Source organism: Silanimonas sp. (genome assembly GCF_027530345.1).
Taxonomy (GTDB): domain Bacteria; phylum Pseudomonadota; class Gammaproteobacteria; order Xanthomonadales; family Xanthomonadaceae; genus Silanimonas.
Genome location: NZ_JAPZQK010000003.1, coordinates 83,739 through 105,585, shown reverse-complemented (window position 1 = coordinate 105,585; position 21,847 = coordinate 83,739). Strand labels below are relative to the sequence as shown.

Here is a 21,847-nt window from a genome sequence, read left to right as displayed (position 1 = left end):
TATCACGGCCCTCTGGCGCTCCCAGGGGAGCCGCAGCGACGCTCGTCGCGCGGCGGGCCGCCAGACCTTCCAACCATCCAACGACCAGGGGAACACCATGCGCTCGCAGCATCTGCTTGTCCTCGCTCTTGCCTCCGCCCTCGCCTCGCCGACTTTCGCCGCCGCACCCGCCGAAGTGCAGATGGCCGCCGCCACCGCCGTCGGCACCGACAACGCCGGCGCCCAGGGCCGGGCGTCCTTCCTGTCGAACGGGGCCGCGCCCGCCCTGGCGATGCTGGCCGCGCCCGACGCGCTGGAAAACGACGCTGTCGCCAAGCGGCGCGTCGAACAGCGTCTCAACGGCCAGCCGATGGAGATCGGCTTCGTCCGCGAGCTCGGTGAGGACGTCGCCGACAGCAGCCGCGGCGCCCTGGTGCGCTCCGGCCGCAGCGGCATCCTGCGCTTCCAGCTCGGCTCGGCCGACGCCAAGGCCCTGCGCGCCGGCTTCGCGCTGGAGCGCGCCGGCAGCCGCCTCGGTAGCGATGCCGACGCCGGTCTGCGCGGCCTCGTCGACCAGCTCAGCTTCCGCTTCGGCGATGCCGACGGCGCCTTCACGGTGGCCGGCAAGGACATCGCGCTGGACGGCCTGTTCTGGTCGCCGGTGGTGGGCAGCGAGACGATGACGGTGGAAGTGAGCGGCCCGCTCGCCGCCGTCCGCGGCCTGCGCCTTCGCCCGGTGCAGCTCTCGCACTTCGACATCGACCCGGCCGCACCCGACATGTTGCAAGCGGTGACCGCCAAGATCGGCGAAAGCGACAGCTGCCAGATCGATTCGCGCTGCGTCACCAACGCGCCTTCGGGCTACCAGACGGCGGTCGACGCCGTGGCCCGCATGGTGTTCACGCAGGGCGGCTCGTCGTACCTGTGCACGGGCACCCTGCTGAACAACAGCAACTCGCCGCGTCGCCATCTGTTCTGGTCGGCCAACCACTGCATCAGCACGCAGACGGTGGCCAACACGCTGCAGACCTACTGGTTCTATGAAGCCGCGAGCTGCGGCGGCACCACCGTCGCGACGCGTGCCCGCACCCTGACCGGCGGCGCCACGCTGCGCCACAACAACAACAGCCGCGACACCCTGCTCCTCGAGCTGAAGACCGCCCCGCCGAGCGGCGCGACCTACGCCGGCTGGAGTTCGGCCGCCATCGCCAGCACCGGCACCGCGATCTGGGGCGTCCACCACCCCTCGGGCGACGTGAAGAAGACCTCGCGCGGCAGCGTCAATTCGCTGTCGGGCCGCATCGACGGCAAGGGCCCGTTCTACCGCGTGGTGTGGAGCTCGGGCGTCACCGAGGGCGGTTCGTCGGGCTCGGCCCTCTACACCGTCACCTCGAGCGGCCAGTACCAGCTGCGCGGCGGCCTTTACGGCGGCCTCTCTTTCTGCAGCGCACCGCGTGATCCGGACTACTACTCGCGCTTCAGCGACGTGTACGCCAACTTCCGCACCCTGCTCGGCAACTGATCGCCGCTGTCGGATGACCGCACGCGCCCCGCAAGGGGCGCGTCGCGTTTCCGGACTTCAACCGGCGTCGCGCGACAAACCGGCCGCCACGAGCGCGGCCTCGTAGGCGGCCCAGCGCGTCGCGTGCTCCCGGTCGAGCTGGTGCAGGTAGGCCCAGGTGTAGAGGCCCGTCGAGTGGCCGTCGGTGAAGCGCAGCGCCACGGCGTAATGGCCCACAGGCTCCACAGCCTCGATGCCGACCTCGCGCTTGCCGGCGACGAGGATCTTCTGTTCCGGGGCATGCCCCTGCACCTCGGCGCTGGGCGATTCCACCCGCAGGTACTCGGCCGGGAGGCGGACGATGGCGCCGTCGTCGAAGGCGACCTCGAGGGCGCGCGAGGCGCGGTGCAGGGTGATGGCGGTCGGACGGGGCGTCATGCCGCGATTTCAACAGACCTGGCGGGTCGCCGTCGCGGGTTGGCGGGGTTCAGGCACTTCAGCGCCCGCTGAACATTCGGCCCACGCTCAGGCCGGTGAAGGCGGGGGAGGACTATGCTCGGGGGGTCCACTGATGGAGACATGCCATGCGCAAGCCCCCTCTCCTCGCCCTCGCCCTCGTCGCCATGCCCGCCTTGGCTTTCGACCAGGCCCAGGTGATGCAGCCCGCCGCGCTGTCGAACGTGCAGAGCGTCCACATCGCGCCGGTCACCCTCGAGCTGCCGACTGCTGCGCGCCGCGTCGGCACCCGCGGCGACGAGCCGCGCCCGGTGACCGCGCGCGACGCGGAAACGAAAGCGGCCGACCTCACTGCCGCGCTGCGCCGCGCGTTCGCCAAGGACTTCACCGTGGTGGATGCGCCCGGCCCGGGCGTCCTCGTCATCGAAGCCACGCTGACGCGCCTTGAAGCCAGCCGCCCGACGATGGCCGACTACCATCGCGAGCCTGGCCTGGGCTTCGAGTCGGTGTACGCCGGCGGCGCCGCCGTCGATATGCGCCTCTCGCGCGACGGCAGCGACATCGCCGTGCTCAAGGACCGCTACGTCGGCAGCTTCAGTGACGGTACGCCGCGCATCGGCGTCTGGCAGGACGCCGACCGTGCGTTCTCGCTGTGGTCGCGCCAGCTGCCGTCGTGGGTGGCGCAGCCGGAAACGGCCTCGCGCTGACGCGCCGCGATGCACAGGAAGGCCCGGGGCAACCCGGGCCTTCGTCGTTTCAGGGTTTCCGTTTCGCTCGCGGGTGCGCGCCGTCGTAGACCTTGGCGAGGTGCTGGAAATCGAGGTGGGTGTAGATCTGGGTGGTCGCGATGTTGGCGTGACCCAACAGCTCCTGCACGCCGCGCAGATCGCCGGAGCTTTCCAGCACGTGGCTGGCGAAGCTGTGCCGCAACAGATGCGGATGCACGCGCTTCCACACGCCTTGGCGCATGGCCAGCTCGCGAACGCGCTTCTGCACCGCGCGTGGCGTGATCGGTCCGCCGTCGCGGCCGGGGAAGACCGGCCGGGCACCGGGTGACGCCACGCCGGACGACGCGCTCGACGCGGAGGCGGCCTCGCTCGCCGCCCACGCCGCCAAGGCTTCGCGCGCATGGCGGCCCACCGGAACGATGCGCGTCTTGCGGCCCTTGCCGAGCACGCGCACTTCGCCGCCGGCGAGGTCGAGATCGCCCCAGCGCAGCGCGCAGAGCTCGGAAACGCGCAGGCCCGAGGAATAGAACAACTCCATCATCGCGCGGTCGCGCAGGCCGAGCGGCGCGTCGTCCGGCACTTCGACGAGCTGGCCCATCTCATCGGCGTCGAGGACCTGCGGCAGCTTGCGGGGCGCCTTCGGCCCGCGAAGCCCGGCACTCGGATCGGCGGCGATCTCGCCGTGCTTCAACAGCCAGCGGAACATGGCGCGGCACGCCGAAAGCCGCCGCTGCACGCTTGGTGGCGACAGCCCGCGGGCGTGCTCGTCGGCGACGAAGGCGCGCAGCGCGAGGCCGTCGATCCCGCCCCATCCGGCGAAGCCCTGCGTGCCGGCCCACGTTCGCAGCGCAGCGAGGTCGCGACGATACGCGTCGAGCGTGTGCGGCGAAGCCTGCTTCTCCACGGCGAGGTGGTCGAGGAAACGCGCAAGCGCGGCGTCGAGGACTTGCTCTCCGGCCTCGCGCCCGTCGTCCGCCGGCCGGTTCATCGCGGCGAAGGACGCCCTATCGCGGTGGCCAAGGCCTCGGCCATCATCCGCAGGAACAGCGTGCCCATGCCGGGAAAGAAGCGGTTCGGGTCGACGCTGCCCACCGCCACCAGGCCGACGCCGGCCACCGGCAGCACGGCACAGGACGCCACGCGATCCGCGGCATCGCCGAACAGCAGGGCATGGCGATCCGGCGGCAAGCGGCCACAGAGCGGCTCGCCGCTGGCCATCGCCTCGCGGAAGGCCTCCATGCGGGGATCCGAAGCCGGCACCGCCTGGCACCACGACGCTTCCTCGAGGCCCATCACCGGCGCCAGCAAGGTGATGCGCACGGCATCCCCGGCGAAATCCTCGCTCAAGCACGCCACCATCGCGCGCAGCGTGTCGGCGGCGCTGCCGGCGCGCATCAGGGCCAGCGTGAGCTGGTGCGTGCGGACGGCGAGACGCTCGTTGTCCTGTGCGTTGCCGGACAGTTCATGCAGGCGCCGCGTGAGCTCGCGATTCTTCTCGCGCAGCACTTCCAGCTGGTAGCCGGCCAGCGAGGCGCTGGCGCCGCCGTCCTTGGGCACGACGAGCGTGACCGCGAGGTCCGGGAAGTGCTCGAGGAAGCGCGGATGGCGGCGCAGCCACTGCGCCACCTCGTGGGCCTCGCTGCGTGCGTTGCGTTCCTCAGCCATGGGCATCGGTTCCTTCATCCCACCACTCCCCTTCGAAAACGAACGCGGCCGGGCCGCGCATGGACACCGGCGCATCGTCGGACGGCCAGTCGATGTGCAGGGTGCCGCCGGGCAGATCGACGCGCACCGCGCGGTCGACGCGGCCCTGCCGCACGAGGATGGCGACGGCGGCGCAGGCGCCGCTGCCGCAGGCCAACGTCTCGCCCACGCCGCGCTCGAAGACGCGCAGCGCGATGTGGTCGGGAGCGAGCACTTCCGCGAAACCGACGTTGACGCTGTCGGGGAAGCGGCCGCTGCGTTGCAGCCAGGCCCCGATGCCCGCGGCATCGACGGCGGCCAGGGCACTGCCGGGCGGAGCGGAGGCGCTGGCGGCCACTTCGATCAGGGCATGCGGATTGCCCATCGAGGCCGCGCCGAAGGCCAGCACCCCGAAGGGGCCATCGGCGACGTAGCGCGCGGCTTCCGCGGGCGCGACCAGTGGGATGCGCGCCGGTGCGAACACCGGCACTGACATCGCCAGCCGGAAGCTGCCGTCGTCGAGCGCGTCCGCTTCGATACGCCCGGCCGGGCTGCCCATCGCGAAGCGCGCTGCGCGGGCGGTGCCGTTGCGCCGCAGCCAGGCGGCGACGCAGCGCGCGCCATTGCCACACTGACCGGCGGCGCTGCCGTCGGCATTCCAGATGCGGTAATCGGCGACGGCGCCCGGCGTCGCCGGTGGTTCGATGGTGAGCAGTTGGTCGAAGCCGATGCCGCGATGGCGGTCGGCCATGCGCGCGGCCTCGGCCGGCGTGGGCGGCGGCGCACCGTCGCGCAGGTCGAGCACGACGAAATCATTGCCCGCGCCGTGCATCTTGCTGAAGCGACGGCGCGGCGGCGCCGGGATGCTCATCCCGCGGCCGCTCCGGCACCCGACGGCACGTCGGCCTTGGGCTCGGGACGCACCAGATCACCCTTGTTGCCGCAGGCGGCGAGCAGGGCGCAGGCGAGAAGCATCGGCAAAAGGCGGCGGATGGTTTTCATGCCCGCGAGTATAGCGACGGCGCCCCGCCGCCGATGAATACGTTTGCGCCTCCGAAGCCCCGCGGGCGGGTTCCGGGCCGAAGGATTACGCTGGCAGGTCAAGCCACCTTCGAGTGCTCCATGACCCAGGACGCTTCGCTCTTCGTGCTGTTCGGCGCCACCGGCGACCTCGCCCAGCGCATGCTGCTGCCCTCGCTCTATGCGCTGGAGCGCGACGGCCTGCTCCCGCAGGCCCTGCGCATCCTCGGCACCGCGCGCAGCGCGATGGACGCCGCCGGCTTCCGCGCCAACGTGGCGGAATCGGTCGGCAAGGCCATCGCCGCGGGCGAGTGCAACGAGGCCGCGCTGGAGCGGCTGCTCGGCCGCTGCGACTACCAGGCCGCCTCGGTGGACGACCCGGCCGCCCTCGCCGCCTTGGCGGCCCGCATCGCCACGCTGCGCGGCGACGGCGACACCCTCGTGCACCTGTCGACGGCACCGAAGTTCTACGGCCCGATCTGCGAAGCCCTGGCCGCCGGCGGCGTCGCCGATGCACGCATGCGCGTGATGCTCGAGAAGCCGATCGGCCACGACCTCGCCAGCTCGATCGCCATCAATGAGTCGGTGGCCAAGGTATTCCGCGAGGCGCAGGTGTTCCGCGTCGACCACTACCTCGGCAAGGAAGGCGTGCAGAACCTGCTCGCCCTGCGCTTCGGCAACGCGCTGTTCGAGCCGATCTGGAACTCGCGCTTCGTCGAACAGGTGCAGATCACAGTCGCCGAGACCGTGGGCCTCGAAGGCCGCGGCGGCTACTACGACGAATCCGGCGCCATGCGCGACATGGTGCAGAACCACCTGCTGCAGCTGCTCACGCTCACCGCGATGGAACCGCCCTCGCACTTCGACCCGGGCGCCGTGCGCAACGAGAAGCTGAAGGTGCTGCGCTCGCTGCGCCCGATCGAAGGCGACGACGTCGCCACCCACACCGTCGCGGGCCAGTACACGGCCGGCGCGATCGACGGCAAGGCGGTGCCGGGCTATGCCGACGAACTCGGCCGCCGGAGCCGTACCGAAAGCTTCGTCGCCATCCGCGCCCACATCGACAACTGGCGCTGGAGCGGCGTGCCGTTCTACCTGCGCACCGGCAAGCGGCTGCCGCGCCGCACCACCGAGATCTACGTGAAGATGCGCGCCGTCCCGCATTCGATCTTCGACGGCGAAGGCGCGACGCCGGAGCCCAACGCGCTGCTGATCCGCCTGCAGCCGGAAGAGCGCATCTCGATGATGCTGATGAGCAAGACGCCAGGCCTCGACCGCGGCGGCGTCAAGCTCTCGCAGGTGGCGCTCGACCTCGACCTGCACGACGCCTTCGCCCACGAGCGCAAGCGCATCGCCTACGAGCGCCTGTACCGAGACGCGCTGGCCGGCGTTGGCACGCTGTTCGTGCGCCGCGACGAGATCGAGGCGGCATGGAGCTGGGTCGACCAGATCCTCGGCGGCTGGACGGCACGCGGGCAGGAGCCCAAGCCCTACCCGGCCGGCACCTGGGGCCCGACCAGCGCGCTGGCGCTGCCGGAACGCCACGGCCACAGCTGGCGCGAATGAGCACCGCCGCGTCCATGAGCGCCCTGCCGATCGTCCCGCACGCGAACGCCGAGGCGCTGGCTTCCGCCGTCGCCGAGGCGCTCGCCGCCGCGATTCGCGAGGGACTCGCCGCCCGCGGCGAGGCCTGGCTGGCACTGGCCGGCGGCAGCACGCCCTTCGCCGCGTATCGCCAGCTCGCGGCCATGACCCTGCCATGGTCGAAGGTGCACCTCGTCGCCAGCGACGAACGCTGGGTGCCCGCCGCGCACGAGAAGCGCAACGAGCGGGCGCTCGCGGACGCGTTCGCCGCCGCGGTGGGCGTCACGATCCATCCGCTGGTGCCGGCCACCGACGCCGCCTTCGTCGTCGCCGACGCCGGTGCCACCGCCGAAGCCAGCCTGTCGCCGCTCGCCCACCGCGCCTTCGACGCGGTGCTGCTCGGCATGGGCGCCGATGCCCACTTCGCCTCGCTGTTCCCGCAGGTCACGCCGGCCTCGGCCCTCGATGCCGGCCATCGCGCGCCGGTCGTCGCGCTGGTGCCCGACCCGCTGCCGCCGGAAGCGCCTTTCCCGCGCATTTCCCTCACGCTGTCGCGGCTGGTGGCGACGCGTTCGCTGCTGCTGATGATCACCGGCGAAGCCAAGCGCGCCGTGCTGGAATCGGCGCGCACCCGCCCCGCCACCGACGCCCCGATCCACGCCCTGCTGGCCGCCGCGCCGGACCTCGCGATCCACTGGAGCCCCTGATGTCGCTGCATCCCGTCGTCGAACGCGTCACCGAACGGATCCGCGAGCGCAGCGCGCAGACGCGCACCGCCTACCTCGCGCGCATCGAAGCCGCCCGCGCGAAAGGCACGGCCCGCGCCCGCCTCAGCTGCGGCAACCTCGCGCATGGCTTCGCCGCCTCGGGCGACGACAAGGACGCGCTGAAGCTGCAGGTCAAGCCGAACCTCGGCATCGTCACCGCGTACAACGACATGCTGTCGGCGCACCAGCCGTTCGCGACCTATCCCGAGCTGATCAAGATGGCCGCGCGCAATGCCGGCGGCACCGCGCAGGTGGCCGGCGGCGTGCCGGCGATGTGCGACGGCGTCACCCAGGGCCGCACCGGCATGGAGCTCTCGCTGTGGTCGCGCGACACCATCGCGCAGGCCACCGCGGTCGCCCTCTCGCACGACATGTTCGACGCCGCGCTGATGCTGGGCGTCTGCGACAAGATCGTGCCCGGCATGGTGATGGGCGCGCTGGCCTTCGGGCATCTGCCGGTGGTCTTCGTGCCCGCAGGCCCGATGCCCTCGGGCCTGCCGAACAAGGAGAAGGCCGCGGTCCGCCAGCGCTATGCCGAAGGCAAGGCGACGCGCGACGAGCTGCTCGCGGCGGAATCGGCGAGCTACCACTCGGCCGGCACCTGCACCTTCTACGGCACCGCCAACAGCAACCAGATGCTGATGGAAGTGATGGGCCTGCACCTGCCGGGCTCCGCCTTCGTGAACCCCGGCACCACGCTGCGCGACGCACTCACCGTCGCCGCCGCCGAACAGGCGCTGCGCGTGACCGCGCTCGGCGACGACTGGCGGCCGATCGGCCACACGGTGGACGAGAAGGCGATCGTCAACGCCATGGTCGGCCTCGCGGCGACGGGCGGTTCGACCAACCACGTGATCCACCTCGTGGCCATGGCCCGCGCCGCCGGACTGCGCATCACCTGGGATGACCTCGACGAACTCTCGCGCGCCACGCCGCTGATGGCCCGCGTGTACCCGAACGGCTCGGCCGACGTGAACCACTTCCACGCCGCGGGCGGGCTGGGGTTCGTGATCCGCGAACTGATCGACGCCGGCCTGCTGCACGGCGATCTGAAGTGCGTGCATGGCGGTGACCTGCGCCAGCAGTCGCTCGAACCGCACCTCGAGGGAACGCGGCTCACGTGGCGCGAACCGCCGCGCGCCAGCGGCGACCTCAACGTACTGCGCCCCGTGGCCGAGCCCTTCGATGCCGAAGGCGGCCTGCGCCTCGTCACCGGCCGTCTCGGACGCGCCGTGGTGAAGATCTCGGCCGTGGCGCCGGAGCACCGCCGCATCACCGCGCCGGCCAAGGTGTTCGACGACCAGGACGACCTGCTCGTCGCGTTCAAGGCCGGCCAGCTCGACGGCGATTTCGTCGCCGTGATCCGCCGACAGGGCCCCAAGGCCAATGGCATGCCGGAATTGCACAAGCTGACGCCGACGCTCGGCCTGCTGCAGGACCGCGGCCAGCGCGTGGCCCTGCTCACCGACGGCCGCATGAGCGGCGCCTCGGGCAAGGTGCTCGCCGCCATCCATCTCGTGCCCGAGGCTGTCGCCGGCGGTGCGATCGCCAAGCTCCGCGACGGCGACGTCATCACCATCGATGCCGAAGCCTCGACGGTCGAAGTCGACGTGCCCGAGGCCGAGTGGGCCGCGCGCACGCTCGCGCCGATGGATCTCGCCGGCAACCAGTTCGGAGTGGGCCGAGAGCTGTTCGCGGTGTTCCGCGAATGCGTGGATTCGGCCGAAGACGGCGCCTGCGCACTGTTCGGGAGCACCGGGCTGTGAGCGCAGCGATCTCCAATGCATCGGCGGTTGCGCCGGCGCTGCGGCGCCCTGCCCTGATCGCCGACATCGGCGGCACCAATGCGCGCTTCGCGCTGACCGACCTCGCCGCGGCGCGCCCGGACATGCATCACGTCCGCACCCTGCCCTGCTGCGAGTACGGCAGCCTGCAGCACGCCGCCGAGGCCTACCTCGCCGAGGTCGGGCAGAAGCCCTCGCAAGCCGCCATCGCTGTCGCCTGCCCGGTGGATGGCGACGCCATCCGCCTGACCAATCGCGCCTGGGCCTTCTCGCGAAGCGAACTGCAGGGCGTGCTCGGCTTCCAGCGCTTCGACGTGATCAACGATTTCGGTGCGGTGGCTTGGTCGGTGCCCGCCCTGTCGGCCGAGGACGTCGTCTGCCTGCACGGTGACGCTGCCCTGCCGCAGCGCGGCCCGATCAGCGTGCTGGGGCCCGGCACGGGCCTCGGCGTGGCGATGCTGGTGGGGGATGCGGCGCGCGGCTGGCAGGTGGTCGAGACCGAAGGCGGCCACGTCAGCTTCGCGCCGATCGGGGACGAGGAACACAAGATCCAGCGCTGGATGAACCAGCGCTTCGGCCGCACCAGCAACGAGCGCCTGCTCTGCGGCGTCGGCCTCTCGCACATCGAGGCCGCGCTGCGCGATCCGGGCACCGGGCCCAGCCCGCTCGGCGACAGCGCCACCGTGCTGCGCGAGCCCGCCGCGATCGTGGAAGCCGCGCTCGAAGGCCACGACCTCAACGCCCGCCGCACGCTGGCCCGCTTCTGCGCGGTGCTGGGCAGCGTGGTCGGCGACACCGCGCTGATCCACGGCGCGAAGAGCGTGATGATCGCTGGCGGCATCGTCCCGCGCTTCATCCCCTTCCTGCAGAGCAGCGCCTTCCGGGAGCGCTTCCTTGCCAAAGGCCGCTTCGCCGCGTATCTCGAGAAAGTGAGCCTGCACGTCATCACCCACCCGCAACCCGGCCTGCTCGGCGCCGCCTGCGCCCTGCGCCAATCGGAGAACCCCGCATGAGTTGGACCACCGAAGCGCGCAACGGCGCCGTCGATGCCGTCTTCGCCAAGGCCCCCGTGTTGCCCGTGATCGTCATCGACCGGGTCGAGGACGCCGTGCCCCTCGCGCGCGCGCTGGTGGCCGGCGGCCTGCCGGTGCTGGAAGTGACGCTGCGCACCGCCGCGGCGCTGGACGGTGTGCGCCGCATCGCCGCGGAGGTCGAAGGCGCCGTGCTCGGCGCCGGCACCGTGCTTGCGCCGGCCGACCTCGAGGCCTCGGCCGCCGCCGGCTGCACCTTCGCCATCAGCCCCGGCGCCACCGCGGCGCTCTACCACGCCGCCGACGCCAGCCCGATCGCCTGGCTGCCCGCCGTCGCCACCGCCAGCGAGGTGATGCAGGGCCTGGCCCACGGGCACCAGCGCTTCAAGTTCTTCCCGGCCGTCAGCTCCGGGGGCATCCCGGCGCTGAAGGGCTTCGCCGGGCCCTTTCCGCAGGTGCGCTTCTGCCCGACGGGTGGCATCGATGCGACGAGCGCCCCGGATTTCCTCGCCTTGCCCAACGTCGGCACCGTCGGCGGCTCATGGATGCTGCCGAAGGACGCCATCACCGGCAGCGACTGGGCCCGCATCGAGCGCCTGGCCCGCGAGGCGGCGGGGCTGCGTCCCAAGCGCTGATCCGCAGCCGCGGGAGGCACCATCACGCGGCCACCGCGCCGCTCGCGCCGGGCGGGGTATCCTCCCGCCCGCATGAACCAGAAATCCCGACCCACCTCGTTCGACATCGCCTACCGTGCCGGCGTCTCGCAGGCCACGGTCTCGCGCGCGCTGCGTGACAGCCCGCTGGTCAGCGAGGAAACGCGCAAGCGCATCCGCGAGATCGCCCGTGAGCTGAACTACAAGGTCGACAAGAACGCCTCGAACCTGCGCCGGCAGAGCTCGGTCACGCTGGCCCTGCTGCTGTTCGAGGACCCGACCCCGAACGACACGCTGATCAATCCGTTCTTCCTCACCATGCTGGGCTCGATCACGCGCGCCTGCGCGCGGCAGGGCTACGACCTGCTGGTGAGCTTCCAGCAGTTCAGCGAGGACTGGCACGCCGACTACCAGGACGCGCACAAGGCCGACGGCCTGATCCTGCTCGGCTACGGCGACTGGTTCCTCACCCGGGACAAGCTCGACCGTCTGGTCCAGCAGGGCACGCATTTCGTCCGTTGGGGGCCGGTGTTCGAACGCCAGCCCGGCATGTCGATCGGCAGCGACAACCGCGATGGCGGCCGCCAGGTCGGCGCGCACCTCGCCGCGCTGGGCCGCAAGCGCGTGGCCTACCTCGGGGCCAACCAGCCCACCGCCCCGGAGTTCCGCGACCGCTACCTCGGGCTCTGCGATGCCCTGCAGGCGGCGAAGCTCAGCACCGAGGCGGCGCTGCAGATCGACGTCATCGATTCGACCGAACTGGCCGGCTACGCCGCGGCGCAGGCGCTGTTCGCGCGCGGCGTGGCCTTCGACGCGATGTTCTGCGCCAGTGACCTGATCGCGATTGGTGCGATGCGCGCGCTGATGGAACACGGCCTGCGCGTCCCCGAGGACGTCGCCGTCGTCGGCTTCGACGACCAGCCGGTGGCCGCCTTCACCAATCCGCCGCTCACCACCGTGCTGCAGGACACCAAGCTGGCCGGCGAGAAACTGGTGGACACGCTGATCCGCGAGATCCGCGGTGAAGTCGCCGTCAGCGAGGTGCTCTCGCCGACGCTGGTGGTGCGCCGCTCCTGTGGCGCCGGCCTTGCCGCCGCCAAGCCCGTTGGAAAATCCAGCAAGACCCGCTGAGGAGTTCGCGCATGCGCCGTTTCCCGATCCTCGCCCTCGCCTTGGGCGCGACCACGCTGTCCGCCTGCATGAGCGACGGCGCGCCGCGCGCCGATGCCCCAGCGCCGCCGACCGCCGCTGCCGCCGCGCCCGCACCGGCCACGCCGCCCGCCCCGCCCTTCGACACCCGCGTGGTGCGCGACGGGAGCGTACTGATCGCGCCGCAGCCGCTCGCTGCCGATCTTGAAGCGCTGGGCGCCAAGGGCGTCCGCCGCGTGATCAACCTGCGCACCTCGGAAGAAATGGCCACGCTCGGCTTCGACGAGGCCGCACTGGCCCAGTCGAAGGGAATGGCGTACACGCTGCTGCCCATCGCGGGCAATGCCGGCTTCACCCCCGCCGCCCTCGACGCCTTCAGCGCCGCGATGGCGTCGGGCGAAGGCGACGTGCTGCTGCATTGCGCCAGCGGCACGCGCGCCGCGCACCTCTACGCCGCCTGGCTGGTGCGCGAGCGGGGTCTGAGCCCCGAGGAAGCGATGCGCCGCGTCGGTCCACTCGGCCTGTGGCCGCCGCCGATGGAGCGCCTGCTCGACCGCCCGCTGCGCCTCGATTACGCCGAGGCGCCACGCGGCTGATCGCACCGCGCCTCAGCGCGCGATGACGGCCGCTTCGGCGGCGGCGCGCAGCGCCGGGGCGGTGAGCGGCCTCTCGAACAAGTAGACCTGCACGCCGTTCGCCGGCACCTCGGCTTCGAAGGCCTCGCCCGCCACCACCACGCGCGTGCCGCCGCCCAGCGCCTCGCGCCAGCGACCCGGCTGCGCCAGGGCATCGATGTGGAAGCGCGCCGCGGTGTCGCCCTTGTTCAGCAGCACCAGCGCCGTCTGCGCCACGCCCTCGTGCTCCAGCACGCGGTAGAAGGCCGCGCGGTCGCCCTCGAACTCAATGTTCACCTGCAGCCCGCGCTGCAGGGCCGGCGTGTTCGCGCGCAGGGTCGCGATGCGCTTCAGCGCCGCGTGCATCGGGTTCGACGGCGCGGCGTCGATGCGCGCCTGCCCGAAATAGTTGCGGTTGCCGGCGTGCTCGGCGGTGCCGCGCATGAAGCCCACTTCGGAGCCCTGGTAGACCACCGGGATGCCGCGCACGGTGAACAGCAGGTTGTTGGCGTTGATGAACCCGGCATCGTCGGCGTCGAGCCGCGGCATGTCGTGGTTGTCGTAGAAGGTCATCAGCACGTAGGGGTTCGCGTACGGGCCGCCATCGAGGAACAGCGCCGGAACGATCGCCTCGAAGCCGGCATCGCGCTTGCCGAACACCTCGCCCATGGCCTTCTGCAGCGGGAAATCGAGCACGCTGATCTCGCCGTTCGCCGGCTGCGTGAAGGCCCCGAGCACCTCGGGCTCGTAGGTGAAGGCCTCGCCGAACATGAAGAGGCCGGGATGCTCGGCGCGCAGGCGATCCGCGTAGGTCTTCCAGAACGGCAGCGGCATGTGCTTGATGGTGTCGAGGCGCAGCGCATCGGCGCCCTGCCCCAGCCACTTCAGGCTGCTGCCCACGAGGTAGTCGACGACGGCCGGGTTGTCCTCGTCGAAGTTCGACAGCTGGGCGATATCGGGCTCGACGTGGAAGAACGCGTGCAGCGGGTTGCTGCCCGGCTTCAGGCGGCGCGGCGGCAGGTTCTGGTGGTCGGCAACGAGTTCGCCGGCCTCGTTGAACAGCTTGCCGAAGGTATCGCGCTGCGTCGGCGCGGTGAACGAGGGCGAACCGTGGTTCGCCACCACGTCGAGCACCGTTTTGAGGCCGCGCGCGCGCAGGCCGGCGGTGAGCGCGCGGAAATCGAGGCCCTCGGACGGCAAGTGTTCGTCGATCTCGTAGAAGTTGGTGGCCCAGTAGCCGTGGTAACCGGACTTGCCGCCGTCGGTGAACATCTTCCCCCACGCGGCCGGCGTGCCGCCGGAGAACGCTTCGTCCGGCTGTTCAACAATCGGCGTGAGCCACACGGCGCCAAAGCCCATGTCGCGGATGTAGCCGGCGTTGTCGAGGATCCCGCGGAAATCGCCGCCAAGGTAGCCGACGTAGTCCTCCCTGCCCGGCGGCGCGCCCGGCACCGGGCCACCCCAGGTGCCATGGTCGGGCAGGCCCTGTTCGCGGTGGTCGTTCGACGGGTCGCCGTTGACGAAGCGGTCCGTCATCAAGAAATAGACGGCGTGCGCCGCCATCGGCTCGGTGGTGCCGACGAACGACCCAGGCGACGGTGGCGCCGATGCGGGCTGCTGCGCTGCAGCAGCGGAGGCGGCCAGCAGGCCGACGAGCAGGGCGGAGAGCGGAGGGCGACGCATCGGAAGCTCGGGCAGCAGAAGACCCCTCGAGTGTATCGGTGGGCTGTCGTGGCGAAGTCGTGGTGTCGGCCGATGCATTCGAATGCATCGCGGGCAGAAACCTGCGCCTGCCGGACGAACATCGGCGATGAGGGGGCGGCTTCCGACCCAAAGGGACGGTCGGGATGCTCTGAACTGAGTCGAGGCACTACGAAGCATCGGGGGTACCTCGGTCAGCGCGGTCATTGATCTCGCTCCAGCTCAGTGGCACGTCGGTGCTCCATCAATTTCTGTGCATGACACCCGCGAGGGGTATCCGTCCGCCAAGCCTGCTATGGGTTCCCAGCCGTTCACCGCGATCCACCGCACTGGGCCGCGATACGCTCAAGGCCCACACCACGCCCAACGAGGCAACGAATGGCTGCCGCACGCCCCCCTCGCGCACGTCGCCGCACGATCCACACGGCGCGAACGCCCAATGCCACGGTCGAAGCAGCGGCCTACGGCGGTCCCGCCGCCGTGGCCCGCGGTAAGGAAAGCCGAAAAACCTCGCCGCGATCGGCCTTGGGTGCGGCGCCGAAGGGCCGGCGTGATGCCGTTGCGCTCCTTGAAGCGAGCCACGTGGGCCGCGTTCCCGAGCTGAAGCCCATCCGCTACGGTCGGATGCTGGCCAGCCCCTTCGCTTTTTTTCGCGGCGGCGCTGGCCTGATGGCGCACGACCTCGCGACCCTGCCGCGCAGCCCGGTGCAAACGCAGCTTTGCGGCGACGCGCACCTCAACAATTTCGGGCTGTTCGCGAGCCCTGAACGCACCCTGCTCTTCGATATCAACGACTTCGACGAATCCCTGCCCGGGCCGTTCGACTGGGACCTTCGGCGCCTCGCGGCCAGCTTCGCTATCGCGGCCGACGTGAACGGGTACGACGAGGCGATGCAGGGAAGCCTCGTCGAAACGCTGGTGCGCGCCTATGCCGACCGCATGCGGCGCTTCGCGACGATGGACGTGCTCGACCTCTGGTATTACCGGCTGACTGCCGAGACGCTGCTCGAGCTCTCGGGCGACGACGGCCATGAGCTCGACGTGATCCGCAAGGCGCGTCGCAAGACCTCGGCGATGTTCGCGGCGGAAGCCACCGAGACGCTCGCCGACGGGCGATGGAACATCAAGGACGCGCCGCCCTTCGTGTACCACGACGATGCGGCCACCGATCGCGAGCTCAGCCGCTTCCGTGCGCAGATGCCGCGCTTCCTCGCCGACTACCGGGCATCGCTGCCGGCCGACCGCCGCACGCTGCTGGATCGCTACGTGCTGCACGATGTGGCGGTGAAGGTGCCGGGCGTGGGCTCGGTAGGTCGCCGCTGCTTCATCGCGCTGTTTGTGGCCTCGGGCCAGCACCCCTTGTTCCTGCAGTTCAAGGAAGCCGCCGACTCCGCGCTCGAGGCCCCGCTGGGCCGGAGCCGCGAGGCCCACGACGGCGAACGCATCGTCAACGGCCAGCGCCTGATGCAGGCCGCGTCCGACATCTTCCTGGGCTGGGCGGGCAGCGACGACTTCGGCGCGGAGTTCTACGTGCGCCAACTGCGCGACATGAAGGCCTCGTTCGACGTCACCGCGTTCAAGGGCCGCGATTTCCACGAGTACGCCGAGGCCTGCGGCTATGCACTGGCGCGCGCTCACGCGAAAGCCGGCTGCGCCGACGAGCTTCATGGGTACATCGGCCGCGGCGGCGAGTTGGCCGAAGCGATGCGGGTGTTCGCGCTGGCCTATCGCCGCCGCAACGAGGCCGATTTCAATGCCCTGAAGAAAGCCGCGTCCGCCGGACGGGTGCCGGCAGACGCAGGGCTGGGCGAATAAGGCCTATCCCTTCGAGGGCGCTGCGGCGGAAGCCGTGCCGCGCCGCGACAACCACGCGGAACAGAACAGCGGGATCACCACCAGCGTCAGCAGCGTCGAAACGGCAATGCCGAAGAGCAGGCTGATGGCCAGGTTGGCTTGGAGTCGGGTCAGCGTTGACTGGAGTCTCTCGAAGGTCCGCTCGTGACCGAAGGCCGCCCGGTGATCCGACCGCACACGTGCGGACCGAGCCAAACCCACGAAAAAAACCCCGGCCTTGGCCGGGGTTTTTCCTTCATCGGATGAGCGTTCCCCGCCTCACTCCGCGCGCTTCTCCACGCCGAGTTGGTCGAGCATGAAGGCGTACTGCTCGGCGGCTTCGGCGAAGCGGCGGAAGCGGCCCGACTTGCCTCCGTGGCCGGCTTCCATGTTGGTGCGGAACACCAGCAGGTTGTCGTCGGTCTTCTTGGCGCGCAGGCGGGCGACGTACTTGGCCGGCTCGAAGTACTGCACCTGCGAGTCCCACAGGCCGGTGCCGACGAACATCGCCGGGTAGTCCTTCGCCGCCAGCTGGTCGTAGGGCGAGTACGACAGCATGTAGTCGTAGAACTCCTTCTTCTCCGGGTTGCCCCACTCGTCGTACTCGTTGGTGGTGAGCGGGATGCTCGGATCGAGCATCGTCGTCACCACGTCGACGAAGGGCACCTGCGAGATGATGGCGTCGTACTTCTCCGGCGCCATGTTGGCCACCGCGCCCATCAACAGGCCACCGGCGCTGCCGCCCATCGCGGCCACGCGGTCCTCGGCGGCGTAGCCGTTGGCCACCAGCCAGTCGGTCACGTCGATGAAGTCGGTGAAGGTGTTGATCTTGTTGAAGAGCTTGCCGCCGTCATACCAGGCGCGGCCCATCTCCTGGCCACCACGGATGTGCGCGATGGCGTAGACCATGCCGCGGTCCAGCAGGCTGGGCACCAGGCGGCTGAAGCCCGGGTCGGAGGAGCTGCCATAGCTGCCGTAGGCGTACTGCAGCAGGGCGGCCTCTCCGTTCTTCTCGAAGCCCTTGCGGTAGACGATCGAGACGGGGATGCGCACCGTGCCGTCGCGCGAAGGCACCCACGCGCGCTCGGTCACGTACTGCGTCGGGTCGAAGCCCGGCACCGGATCCTGCTTGAGCTGCTTGCGCTCTCCGGTCTCGACGTTGATCTCGTAGGTCGTCGCCGGCGTGGTGAGCGAGGTGTAGGTGTAGCGCACCCACGGCGTGTCCGGCATCGCGTTGACCGACAGACCCATCGTGTAGGCCGGCTCGTCGGACTTCACGAAGTCGCTGCGGCCGTCGTCCTTCAGGATGCGGATGCGGCGAAGCGCGTTCGAACGCTCGCCGATGGCCATGTAGCCGTCGAACAGCTCCACGCCTTCGATGAACACGTCACCGGCGTGCGGCACCAGCTCCTTCCAACCCTCGCGACTGCCGAGCGCGTCCTCGGCGGCGGTCATGATGCGGAAGTTCGGCGCGTTCCAGTTGGTGGTGATGACCCAGCGGCCGGCGTAGTGGTCGGCGCTGTACTCGACGTCGCGCTCGCGCGGGGCGACCACGGTGAACTCGCCCGGGCTCGCCGCCTTGGTGCAGCGCTGCTCCGAGGAGACGGTGCTGCCCACGCCGATGCAGATGTACTGCTTCGAGCGCGTGCGGCCGATGCCCATGTAGAAGCTGTTGTCGGTCTCGGTGTAGACGAGCTTGTCCTCGCTCGACGGCGTACCGATCACGTGCGTCTTGACGTTGGTGCTGAGCAGGGTCTCCGGGTCGTTCTCGACGTACCAGATCGTCTTGTTGTCATCGCCCCAGACGATGTTGCCGCTGGTGCCGGTGATGGCGGAGTCCAGCAGCTCACCGCTGGCAATGTCCTTCACCTTGATCGTGTACTGGCGGCGGCCGTTGAGATCCTCGGCCCAAGCCAGCTTGCTGCCGTCGGGGCTCACTTCCCAACCACCCACCCGGAAGTAGTCCTTGCCTTCGGCCATGGCGTTCTGGTCGAGCAGGATCTCTTCCGGCGCCTCCATCGTGCCCTTGCGGCGGGCGGTGATGGCGTAGTCCTTGCCGGTCTCGAAACGCGTGTAGTACCAGTAGCCGTCTTCGAAGTACGGCACGCTCGAATCGTCCTGCTGGATGCGGCCGACGATCTCGTCGTACAAGCGCTGCTTCAGCGGCGCGAGGGGCGCCAGCATGGCGTCGGCGTAGGCGTTCTCGGCGTTGAGGTAGGCGAGCATCTCCGGGTTCTCGCGCTTGTCGTCGCGGAGCCAGTAGTACTCGTCGTTGCGCACGGCACCGTGCGGGGCCTTCACTTCATGCGGGCGCTGCGCGGCGACAGGCGGCGTCGGCGCGTCGGCCGCGAAGCTCGCCGGCGCTGCGAAGCCGGAGGCGAGCAGCAGGCCGATCGCCGCGAGCGGACGGCGGGACAGATTCGGGCGATTCATCAGTTCGACTCCGGGAAGAGCTTCATCTTCAGGAAGGTGTAGGCCAGCGCGTTCATCTTGGCGCTCTGCGCGTTGTTCGCGGCGCCGCCGTGGCCGCCCTCGATGTTCTCGTAGTAGTAGACCGGGTGGCCCTGGTCCTTCATGAGCGCGAACATCTTGCGGGCGTGGCCGGGGTGCACGCGGTCATCGCGCGTCGAGGTGGTGAACAGCACCGGCGGGTACTGCACGTCCGGCTTGACGTTGTGGTACGGCGAGAAGGTGCGGATGAACTCCCACTGCGCCGGGTCGTCCGGATTGCCGTACTCGGCCATCCACGAGGCGCCCGCCAGCAGCGTGTGGTAGCGGCGCATGTCGAGCAGCGGCACCTGGCAGACGACGGCACCGAACAGCTGCGGGTAGAGCACGGTCATGTTGCCGACCAGCAGGCCACCGTTGCTGCCGCCCTGGATGCCGAGGTGCGGCGGCGTGGTGATGCCGCGCTTGATCAGGTCTTCCGCCACCGCGGCGAAATCCTCGTAGATGCGCAGGCGGTTTTCCTTCAGGCCGGCCTGGTGCCAGCGCGGGCCGTACTCGCCACCGCCGCGGATGTTGGCGACGACGTAGACGCCGCCTTCCGACAGCCAGGCGCGGCCGACGCCGCCGGAGTAACCCGGCGTCAGCGAGACCTCGAAACCGCCATAGCCGTAGAGCAGGGTCGGGTTCTTGCCGTTCGCCTCGAGGCCCTTCTTCGCGACCATGAAGTACGGCACGCGGGTGCCGTCCTTGCTGGTGGCGAAGTTCTGGGTGATCTCGAAGCCCGAGGCGTCGAAGAAGGCCGGCAGCTGCTTCAGGGCCTGCGGGGCCTGGCCCACCGTGCCGAGCATCAGCGTGGTCGGCGTCAGGTAATCGGTGACGGTGAGGAAGTAGTCGTTGTTCTCTTCGTCGTCGACGGCCGAGACCGACACCGTGCCGAAGGCCGGCGCGCCTTCCAGCGGACCGCGCGTCCACTCGCCGTTCGCGTAGGTCAGCACCGACAGGCGGTTCTTGACGTCCTCGAGCACGTTGAGGATCAGGTGGTCCTTGGTCGGCGTGAGGCCGACGAAGGCCGTGGTGTCGGTGGGCTCGAACAGCACGTCGAAGTCGCGCCCGCCGGCCATGAAGGCGTCGAACTTGGCGGCGATCACGGCACCCTTCGGATAGACGCGGTCGCCGACGCGGTAGTCCTCGCGCAGCTCGAGGATCAGCCATTCGCGGTACGGCGTCTTGTTCGCCGAGTTGGGGGCATCGATCTTGGTGAGCGCGCCATCGGCGCCGCGCACGTAGAGCTCGTCGTTGTAGAAGGCGATGGTGCGGCTGACGAAATCCCGCTCGAAGCCCGGCGTCAGGTCGCGGTAGCCGGCGATGTACATGTCCTGCGCCGTGCCTTCGTAGACCGCCTTGGCCTCGGCCAGCGGCGTGCCACGGGTCCATTCCTTGACGATGCGCGGGTAACCCGAGGACGTCATCGAGCCCTCGCCGAAATCGGTGTAGGCGTAGACGCTGTCGGCGTTGCGCCAGGTCAGCCCGCCCTTGGCTTCCGGCAGGCGGAAGCCGCCCTCGACGAAGGCGCGGTCGCTCTTGTCCCACTCGCGCACTTCGACGGCATCGGCACCGCCGCGCGACAGTGAGACGAGGCAGCGGTCGTAGGCCGGACGCAGGCAGTCGGCGCCGCGCCACACCCAATTCATGTCCTCCGCCTTGTTGATGGCGTCGAGGTCGATCAGCACTTCCCACTCGGGCTCGGCCTTGCGGTACTCCTCGAGCGTGGTGCGGCGCCACAACCCCGCGGGGTTCTGCCTGTCGCGCCAGAAGTTGTAGAAGTACTCGCCCTGCTTGCCGACGAACGGGATGCGGGCGTTCGAATCGAGGATGGCCAGGAGGTCGTCACGGAGGGCGCCGAACCCCGGTTGGCCCTCGAGGACCTTCTGCGAATCGGCGTTCTGCGCGCGCACCCAGTCGAGGGAACGCGGCGCTTCCACATCCTCCAGCCACTGCCAGGCGTCGGCAGGCTGCGGCGCAGTGGCCGCCGGGGCGGGCGTGTCGGCGTGGGCGAGCGGTGCGGTCATCAAGGCGAGAACAAGGGCGAGGCGCGTGCGGCGCATGAGGCCTCCATGGGGGCCGGAAGGGAGTCGTCGGAGCTTACCCCCCGCCCGCACCGCGGCGTGCATGACCAAAGTCACGGCGGACGCCACCTTCACGGCCTTGACGGTGCGTTCTCCCGGCGGCGCCCACGCTGCGGGCATCCCCCACCGGAGCCGCCCATGCGCGCCGCCGCCCGCCCCGCCCTGCTCACCACCGTGATCGCCGCCTTGGCTCTCGCGCTGGCCGCCTGCCAGACCCCGCCGGAAACCGCCCGCATGCCCGCCGAAGCCAGCACCGCACCCGTCGACCTCGAGCGCTTCATGGGCACCTGGTACGTCGTCGCGAACGTGCCCTACTTCTTCGAGAACGGGAAGCTCGCCACGCGCGACGTCTATCGCCTGCGTCCGGATGGGCGCATCGACAACGACTTCGTGTTCAAGAAGGCCTTCGGCGAACCCGACCGTACGTGGAACGGTGTCTCGACGGTCGTCGAAGGCAGCGGCGGTCGCGAGTGGAAGGTCCAGTTCTTCTGGCCGATCTCGACGCGCCTGCAGGTGCTGGACGTCGCGCCCGATTACTCGACCGCCCTGCTGGCCACGCCGGACCGCAAGCTGGCCTGGATCTTCTCGCGCGAGCCGGTGATGGACGAGGCCAGGCTGGCCGCGCTGGCGACGCGGATCGCCACGCACGGCGTGGATCGGACGGCCCTGCGGCGCGTGCCTCAGGTCGAGGGACAGACGGTCGCCCCCATCGGCCCCTGAACGGCGGAGCCGGTGGCGTGGCGAGGCCGGGTGGCCGCGTGCTATTTCATGCGCCGAGTCCCCCTACATC

18 protein-coding genes and 1 pseudogene are annotated in these 21,847 nt (G+C 70.3%); 11 read left to right on the top strand and 8 right to left on the bottom strand.

The window, feature by feature from the left end:
• Window positions 1-97 precede the first annotated feature (97 nt).
• On the top strand, window positions 98-1,501 hold the full coding sequence (locus tag O9255_RS01680) for a serine protease (protein WP_297865090.1): 1,404 nt from the start codon (window positions 98-100) through the stop codon (window positions 1,499-1,501).
• A gap of 57 nt (window positions 1,502-1,558) precedes the next feature.
• Here the strand turns inward: O9255_RS01680 and O9255_RS01675 are convergent, their stop codons facing one another.
• Window positions 1,559-1,918 carry a DUF971 domain-containing protein gene (locus O9255_RS01675; protein WP_297865089.1) on the bottom strand — a complete coding sequence of 120 codons (360 nt, stop codon included), beginning with the start codon at window positions 1,916-1,918 and terminating at the stop codon, window positions 1,559-1,561.
• A gap of 146 nt (window positions 1,919-2,064) precedes the next feature.
• On the opposite strand from O9255_RS01675, the gene O9255_RS01670 reads away from it, so the two are divergent.
• Complete coding sequence (locus tag O9255_RS01670) at window positions 2,065-2,643, top strand: DUF3313 family protein (RefSeq protein ID WP_297865088.1); 579 nt, start codon at window positions 2,065-2,067, stop codon at window positions 2,641-2,643.
• Between the two features lie 49 nt (window positions 2,644-2,692).
• Here O9255_RS01670 and xerC read toward each other — a convergent pair whose 3' ends face one another.
• The 4 genes from xerC to O9255_RS01650 are packed head-to-tail and all read right to left on the bottom strand — an operon-like array spanning window position 2,693 to window position 5,349.
• The gene (xerC, locus tag O9255_RS01665) at window positions 2,693-3,652 is read right to left on the bottom strand and encodes a tyrosine recombinase XerC (RefSeq protein ID WP_297865087.1); all 960 of its coding nucleotides are present in this window, start codon (window positions 3,650-3,652) and stop codon (window positions 2,693-2,695) included.
• Window positions 3,649-4,329, bottom strand: a complete 681-nt coding sequence (locus O9255_RS01660; RefSeq protein ID WP_297865086.1) for a DUF484 family protein — start codon at window positions 4,327-4,329, stop codon at window positions 3,649-3,651. The genes xerC and O9255_RS01660 overlap by 4 nt, the downstream gene beginning before the upstream one ends.
• Window positions 4,322-5,218, bottom strand: coding sequence for a diaminopimelate epimerase (dapF, locus tag O9255_RS01655; protein ID WP_297865085.1), 897 nt, complete (start codon window positions 5,216-5,218; stop codon window positions 4,322-4,324). Before dapF ends, O9255_RS01660 begins: the two co-directional genes overlap by 8 nt.
• The gene (locus O9255_RS01650) at window positions 5,215-5,349 is read right to left on the bottom strand and encodes a lipoprotein (protein WP_297865084.1); all 135 of its coding nucleotides are present in this window, start codon (window positions 5,347-5,349) and stop codon (window positions 5,215-5,217) included. The genes dapF and O9255_RS01650 overlap by 4 nt, the downstream gene beginning before the upstream one ends.
• Window positions 5,350-5,469: 120 nt before the next feature.
• Between O9255_RS01650 and zwf the strand changes: the two genes are divergently transcribed.
• The 7 genes from zwf (at window position 5,470) to O9255_RS01615 (ending at window position 12,931) form a co-directional block, all read left to right on the top strand.
• Window positions 5,470-6,933, top strand: a complete 1,464-nt coding sequence (gene zwf, locus O9255_RS01645) for a glucose-6-phosphate dehydrogenase (RefSeq protein WP_297865083.1) — start codon at window positions 5,470-5,472, stop codon at window positions 6,931-6,933.
• Window positions 6,930-7,658 (top strand): 6-phosphogluconolactonase, encoded by a 729-nt coding sequence (pgl, locus tag O9255_RS01640; protein WP_297865082.1) that lies wholly within the window; start codon window positions 6,930-6,932, stop codon window positions 7,656-7,658. Before zwf ends, pgl begins: the two co-directional genes overlap by 4 nt.
• A complete protein-coding gene (gene edd, locus O9255_RS01635; RefSeq protein ID WP_297865081.1) occupies window positions 7,658-9,484 on the top strand; it encodes a phosphogluconate dehydratase in 1,827 nt (608 codons plus the stop codon). Before pgl ends, edd begins: the two co-directional genes overlap by 1 nt.
• Entirely contained in the window at window positions 9,481-10,515 is a 1,035-nt protein-coding gene (glk, locus tag O9255_RS01630) for a glucokinase (RefSeq protein WP_297865080.1), read from the top strand. The genes edd and glk overlap by 4 nt, the downstream gene beginning before the upstream one ends.
• Window positions 10,512-11,168 carry a bifunctional 4-hydroxy-2-oxoglutarate aldolase/2-dehydro-3-deoxy-phosphogluconate aldolase gene (locus O9255_RS01625; protein WP_297865079.1) on the top strand — a complete coding sequence of 219 codons (657 nt, stop codon included), beginning with the start codon at window positions 10,512-10,514 and terminating at the stop codon, window positions 11,166-11,168. The genes glk and O9255_RS01625 overlap by 4 nt, the downstream gene beginning before the upstream one ends.
• A gap of 72 nt (window positions 11,169-11,240) precedes the next feature.
• Window positions 11,241-12,317, top strand: a complete 1,077-nt coding sequence (locus O9255_RS01620; RefSeq protein ID WP_297865078.1) for a LacI family DNA-binding transcriptional regulator — start codon at window positions 11,241-11,243, stop codon at window positions 12,315-12,317.
• A gap of 11 nt (window positions 12,318-12,328) precedes the next feature.
• Window positions 12,329-12,931: a sulfur transferase domain-containing protein gene (locus O9255_RS01615; protein ID WP_297865077.1), complete on the top strand. Its 603-nt coding sequence runs from the start codon at window positions 12,329-12,331 to the stop codon at window positions 12,929-12,931.
• Window positions 12,932-12,943: 12 nt separating this feature from the next.
• On the opposite strand, the gene O9255_RS01610 is transcribed toward O9255_RS01615, so the two are convergent.
• On the bottom strand, window positions 12,944-14,632 hold the full coding sequence (locus O9255_RS01610; protein WP_297865076.1) for an alpha-amylase family glycosyl hydrolase: 1,689 nt from the start codon (window positions 14,630-14,632) through the stop codon (window positions 12,944-12,946).
• Between the two features lie 396 nt (window positions 14,633-15,028).
• Here O9255_RS01610 and O9255_RS01605 point away from each other — a divergent pair, with 396 nt between their 5' ends.
• Window positions 15,029-16,465: a DUF2252 domain-containing protein gene (locus O9255_RS01605; protein ID WP_297865075.1), complete on the top strand. Its 1,437-nt coding sequence runs from the start codon at window positions 15,029-15,031 to the stop codon at window positions 16,463-16,465.
• Window positions 16,466-16,762: 297 nt separating this feature from the next.
• Here O9255_RS01605 and O9255_RS01600 read toward each other — a convergent pair whose 3' ends face one another.
• Complete coding sequence (locus tag O9255_RS01600) at window positions 16,763-18,916, bottom strand: S9 family peptidase (protein ID WP_297865074.1); 2,154 nt, start codon at window positions 18,914-18,916, stop codon at window positions 16,763-16,765.
• A pseudogene (locus O9255_RS01595) lies at window positions 18,916-20,937 on the bottom strand (prolyl oligopeptidase family serine peptidase); the annotation flags it as partial. The pseudogene O9255_RS01595 and the gene O9255_RS01600, both read right to left, overlap by 1 nt.
• A gap of 258 nt (window positions 20,938-21,195) precedes the next feature.
• Between O9255_RS01595 and O9255_RS01590 the strand changes: the two are divergent.
• Window positions 21,196-21,777, top strand: coding sequence for a lipocalin family protein (locus O9255_RS01590; RefSeq protein ID WP_297865073.1), 582 nt, complete (start codon window positions 21,196-21,198; stop codon window positions 21,775-21,777).
• The last annotated feature ends 70 nt before the right edge of the window (window positions 21,778-21,847 follow it).

Excerpts from the sequence above, each read along its gene's own strand:
- zwf (WP_297865083.1), top strand. The coding sequence starts at position 5,470 with ATGACCCAGGACGCTTCGCTCTTCGTGCTGTTCGGCGCCACCGGCGAC.
- O9255_RS01625 (WP_297865079.1), top strand. The coding sequence starts at position 10,512 with ATGAGTTGGACCACCGAAGCGCGCAACGGCGCCGTCGATGCCGTCTTC.
- O9255_RS01660 (WP_297865086.1), bottom strand. The coding sequence starts at position 4,329 with ATGGCTGAGGAACGCAACGCACGCAGCGAGGCCCACGAGGTGGCGCAG.
- O9255_RS01600 (WP_297865074.1), bottom strand. The coding sequence starts at position 18,916 with ATGAATCGCCCGAATCTGTCCCGCCGTCCGCTCGCGGCGATCGGCCTG.
- O9255_RS01675 (WP_297865089.1), bottom strand. The coding sequence starts at position 1,918 with ATGACGCCCCGTCCGACCGCCATCACCCTGCACCGCGCCTCGCGCGCC.
- edd (WP_297865081.1), top strand. The coding sequence starts at position 7,658 with ATGTCGCTGCATCCCGTCGTCGAACGCGTCACCGAACGGATCCGCGAG.
- pgl (WP_297865082.1), top strand. The coding sequence starts at position 6,930 with ATGAGCACCGCCGCGTCCATGAGCGCCCTGCCGATCGTCCCGCACGCG.
- O9255_RS01590 (WP_297865073.1), top strand. The coding sequence starts at position 21,196 with ATGCGCGCCGCCGCCCGCCCCGCCCTGCTCACCACCGTGATCGCCGCC.
- O9255_RS01670 (WP_297865088.1), top strand. The coding sequence starts at position 2,065 with ATGCGCAAGCCCCCTCTCCTCGCCCTCGCCCTCGTCGCCATGCCCGCC.
- O9255_RS01615 (WP_297865077.1), top strand. The coding sequence starts at position 12,329 with ATGCGCCGTTTCCCGATCCTCGCCCTCGCCTTGGGCGCGACCACGCTG.
- O9255_RS01650 (WP_297865084.1), bottom strand. The coding sequence starts at position 5,349 with ATGAAAACCATCCGCCGCCTTTTGCCGATGCTTCTCGCCTGCGCCCTG.
- O9255_RS01620 (WP_297865078.1), top strand. The coding sequence starts at position 11,241 with ATGAACCAGAAATCCCGACCCACCTCGTTCGACATCGCCTACCGTGCC.
- O9255_RS01680 (WP_297865090.1), top strand. The coding sequence starts at position 98 with ATGCGCTCGCAGCATCTGCTTGTCCTCGCTCTTGCCTCCGCCCTCGCC.
- xerC (WP_297865087.1), bottom strand. The coding sequence starts at position 3,652 with ATGAACCGGCCGGCGGACGACGGGCGCGAGGCCGGAGAGCAAGTCCTC.
- O9255_RS01610 (WP_297865076.1), bottom strand. The coding sequence starts at position 14,632 with ATGCGTCGCCCTCCGCTCTCCGCCCTGCTCGTCGGCCTGCTGGCCGCC.
- O9255_RS01605 (WP_297865075.1), top strand. The coding sequence starts at position 15,029 with ATGGCTGCCGCACGCCCCCCTCGCGCACGTCGCCGCACGATCCACACG.
- dapF (WP_297865085.1), bottom strand. The coding sequence starts at position 5,218 with ATGAGCATCCCGGCGCCGCCGCGCCGTCGCTTCAGCAAGATGCACGGC.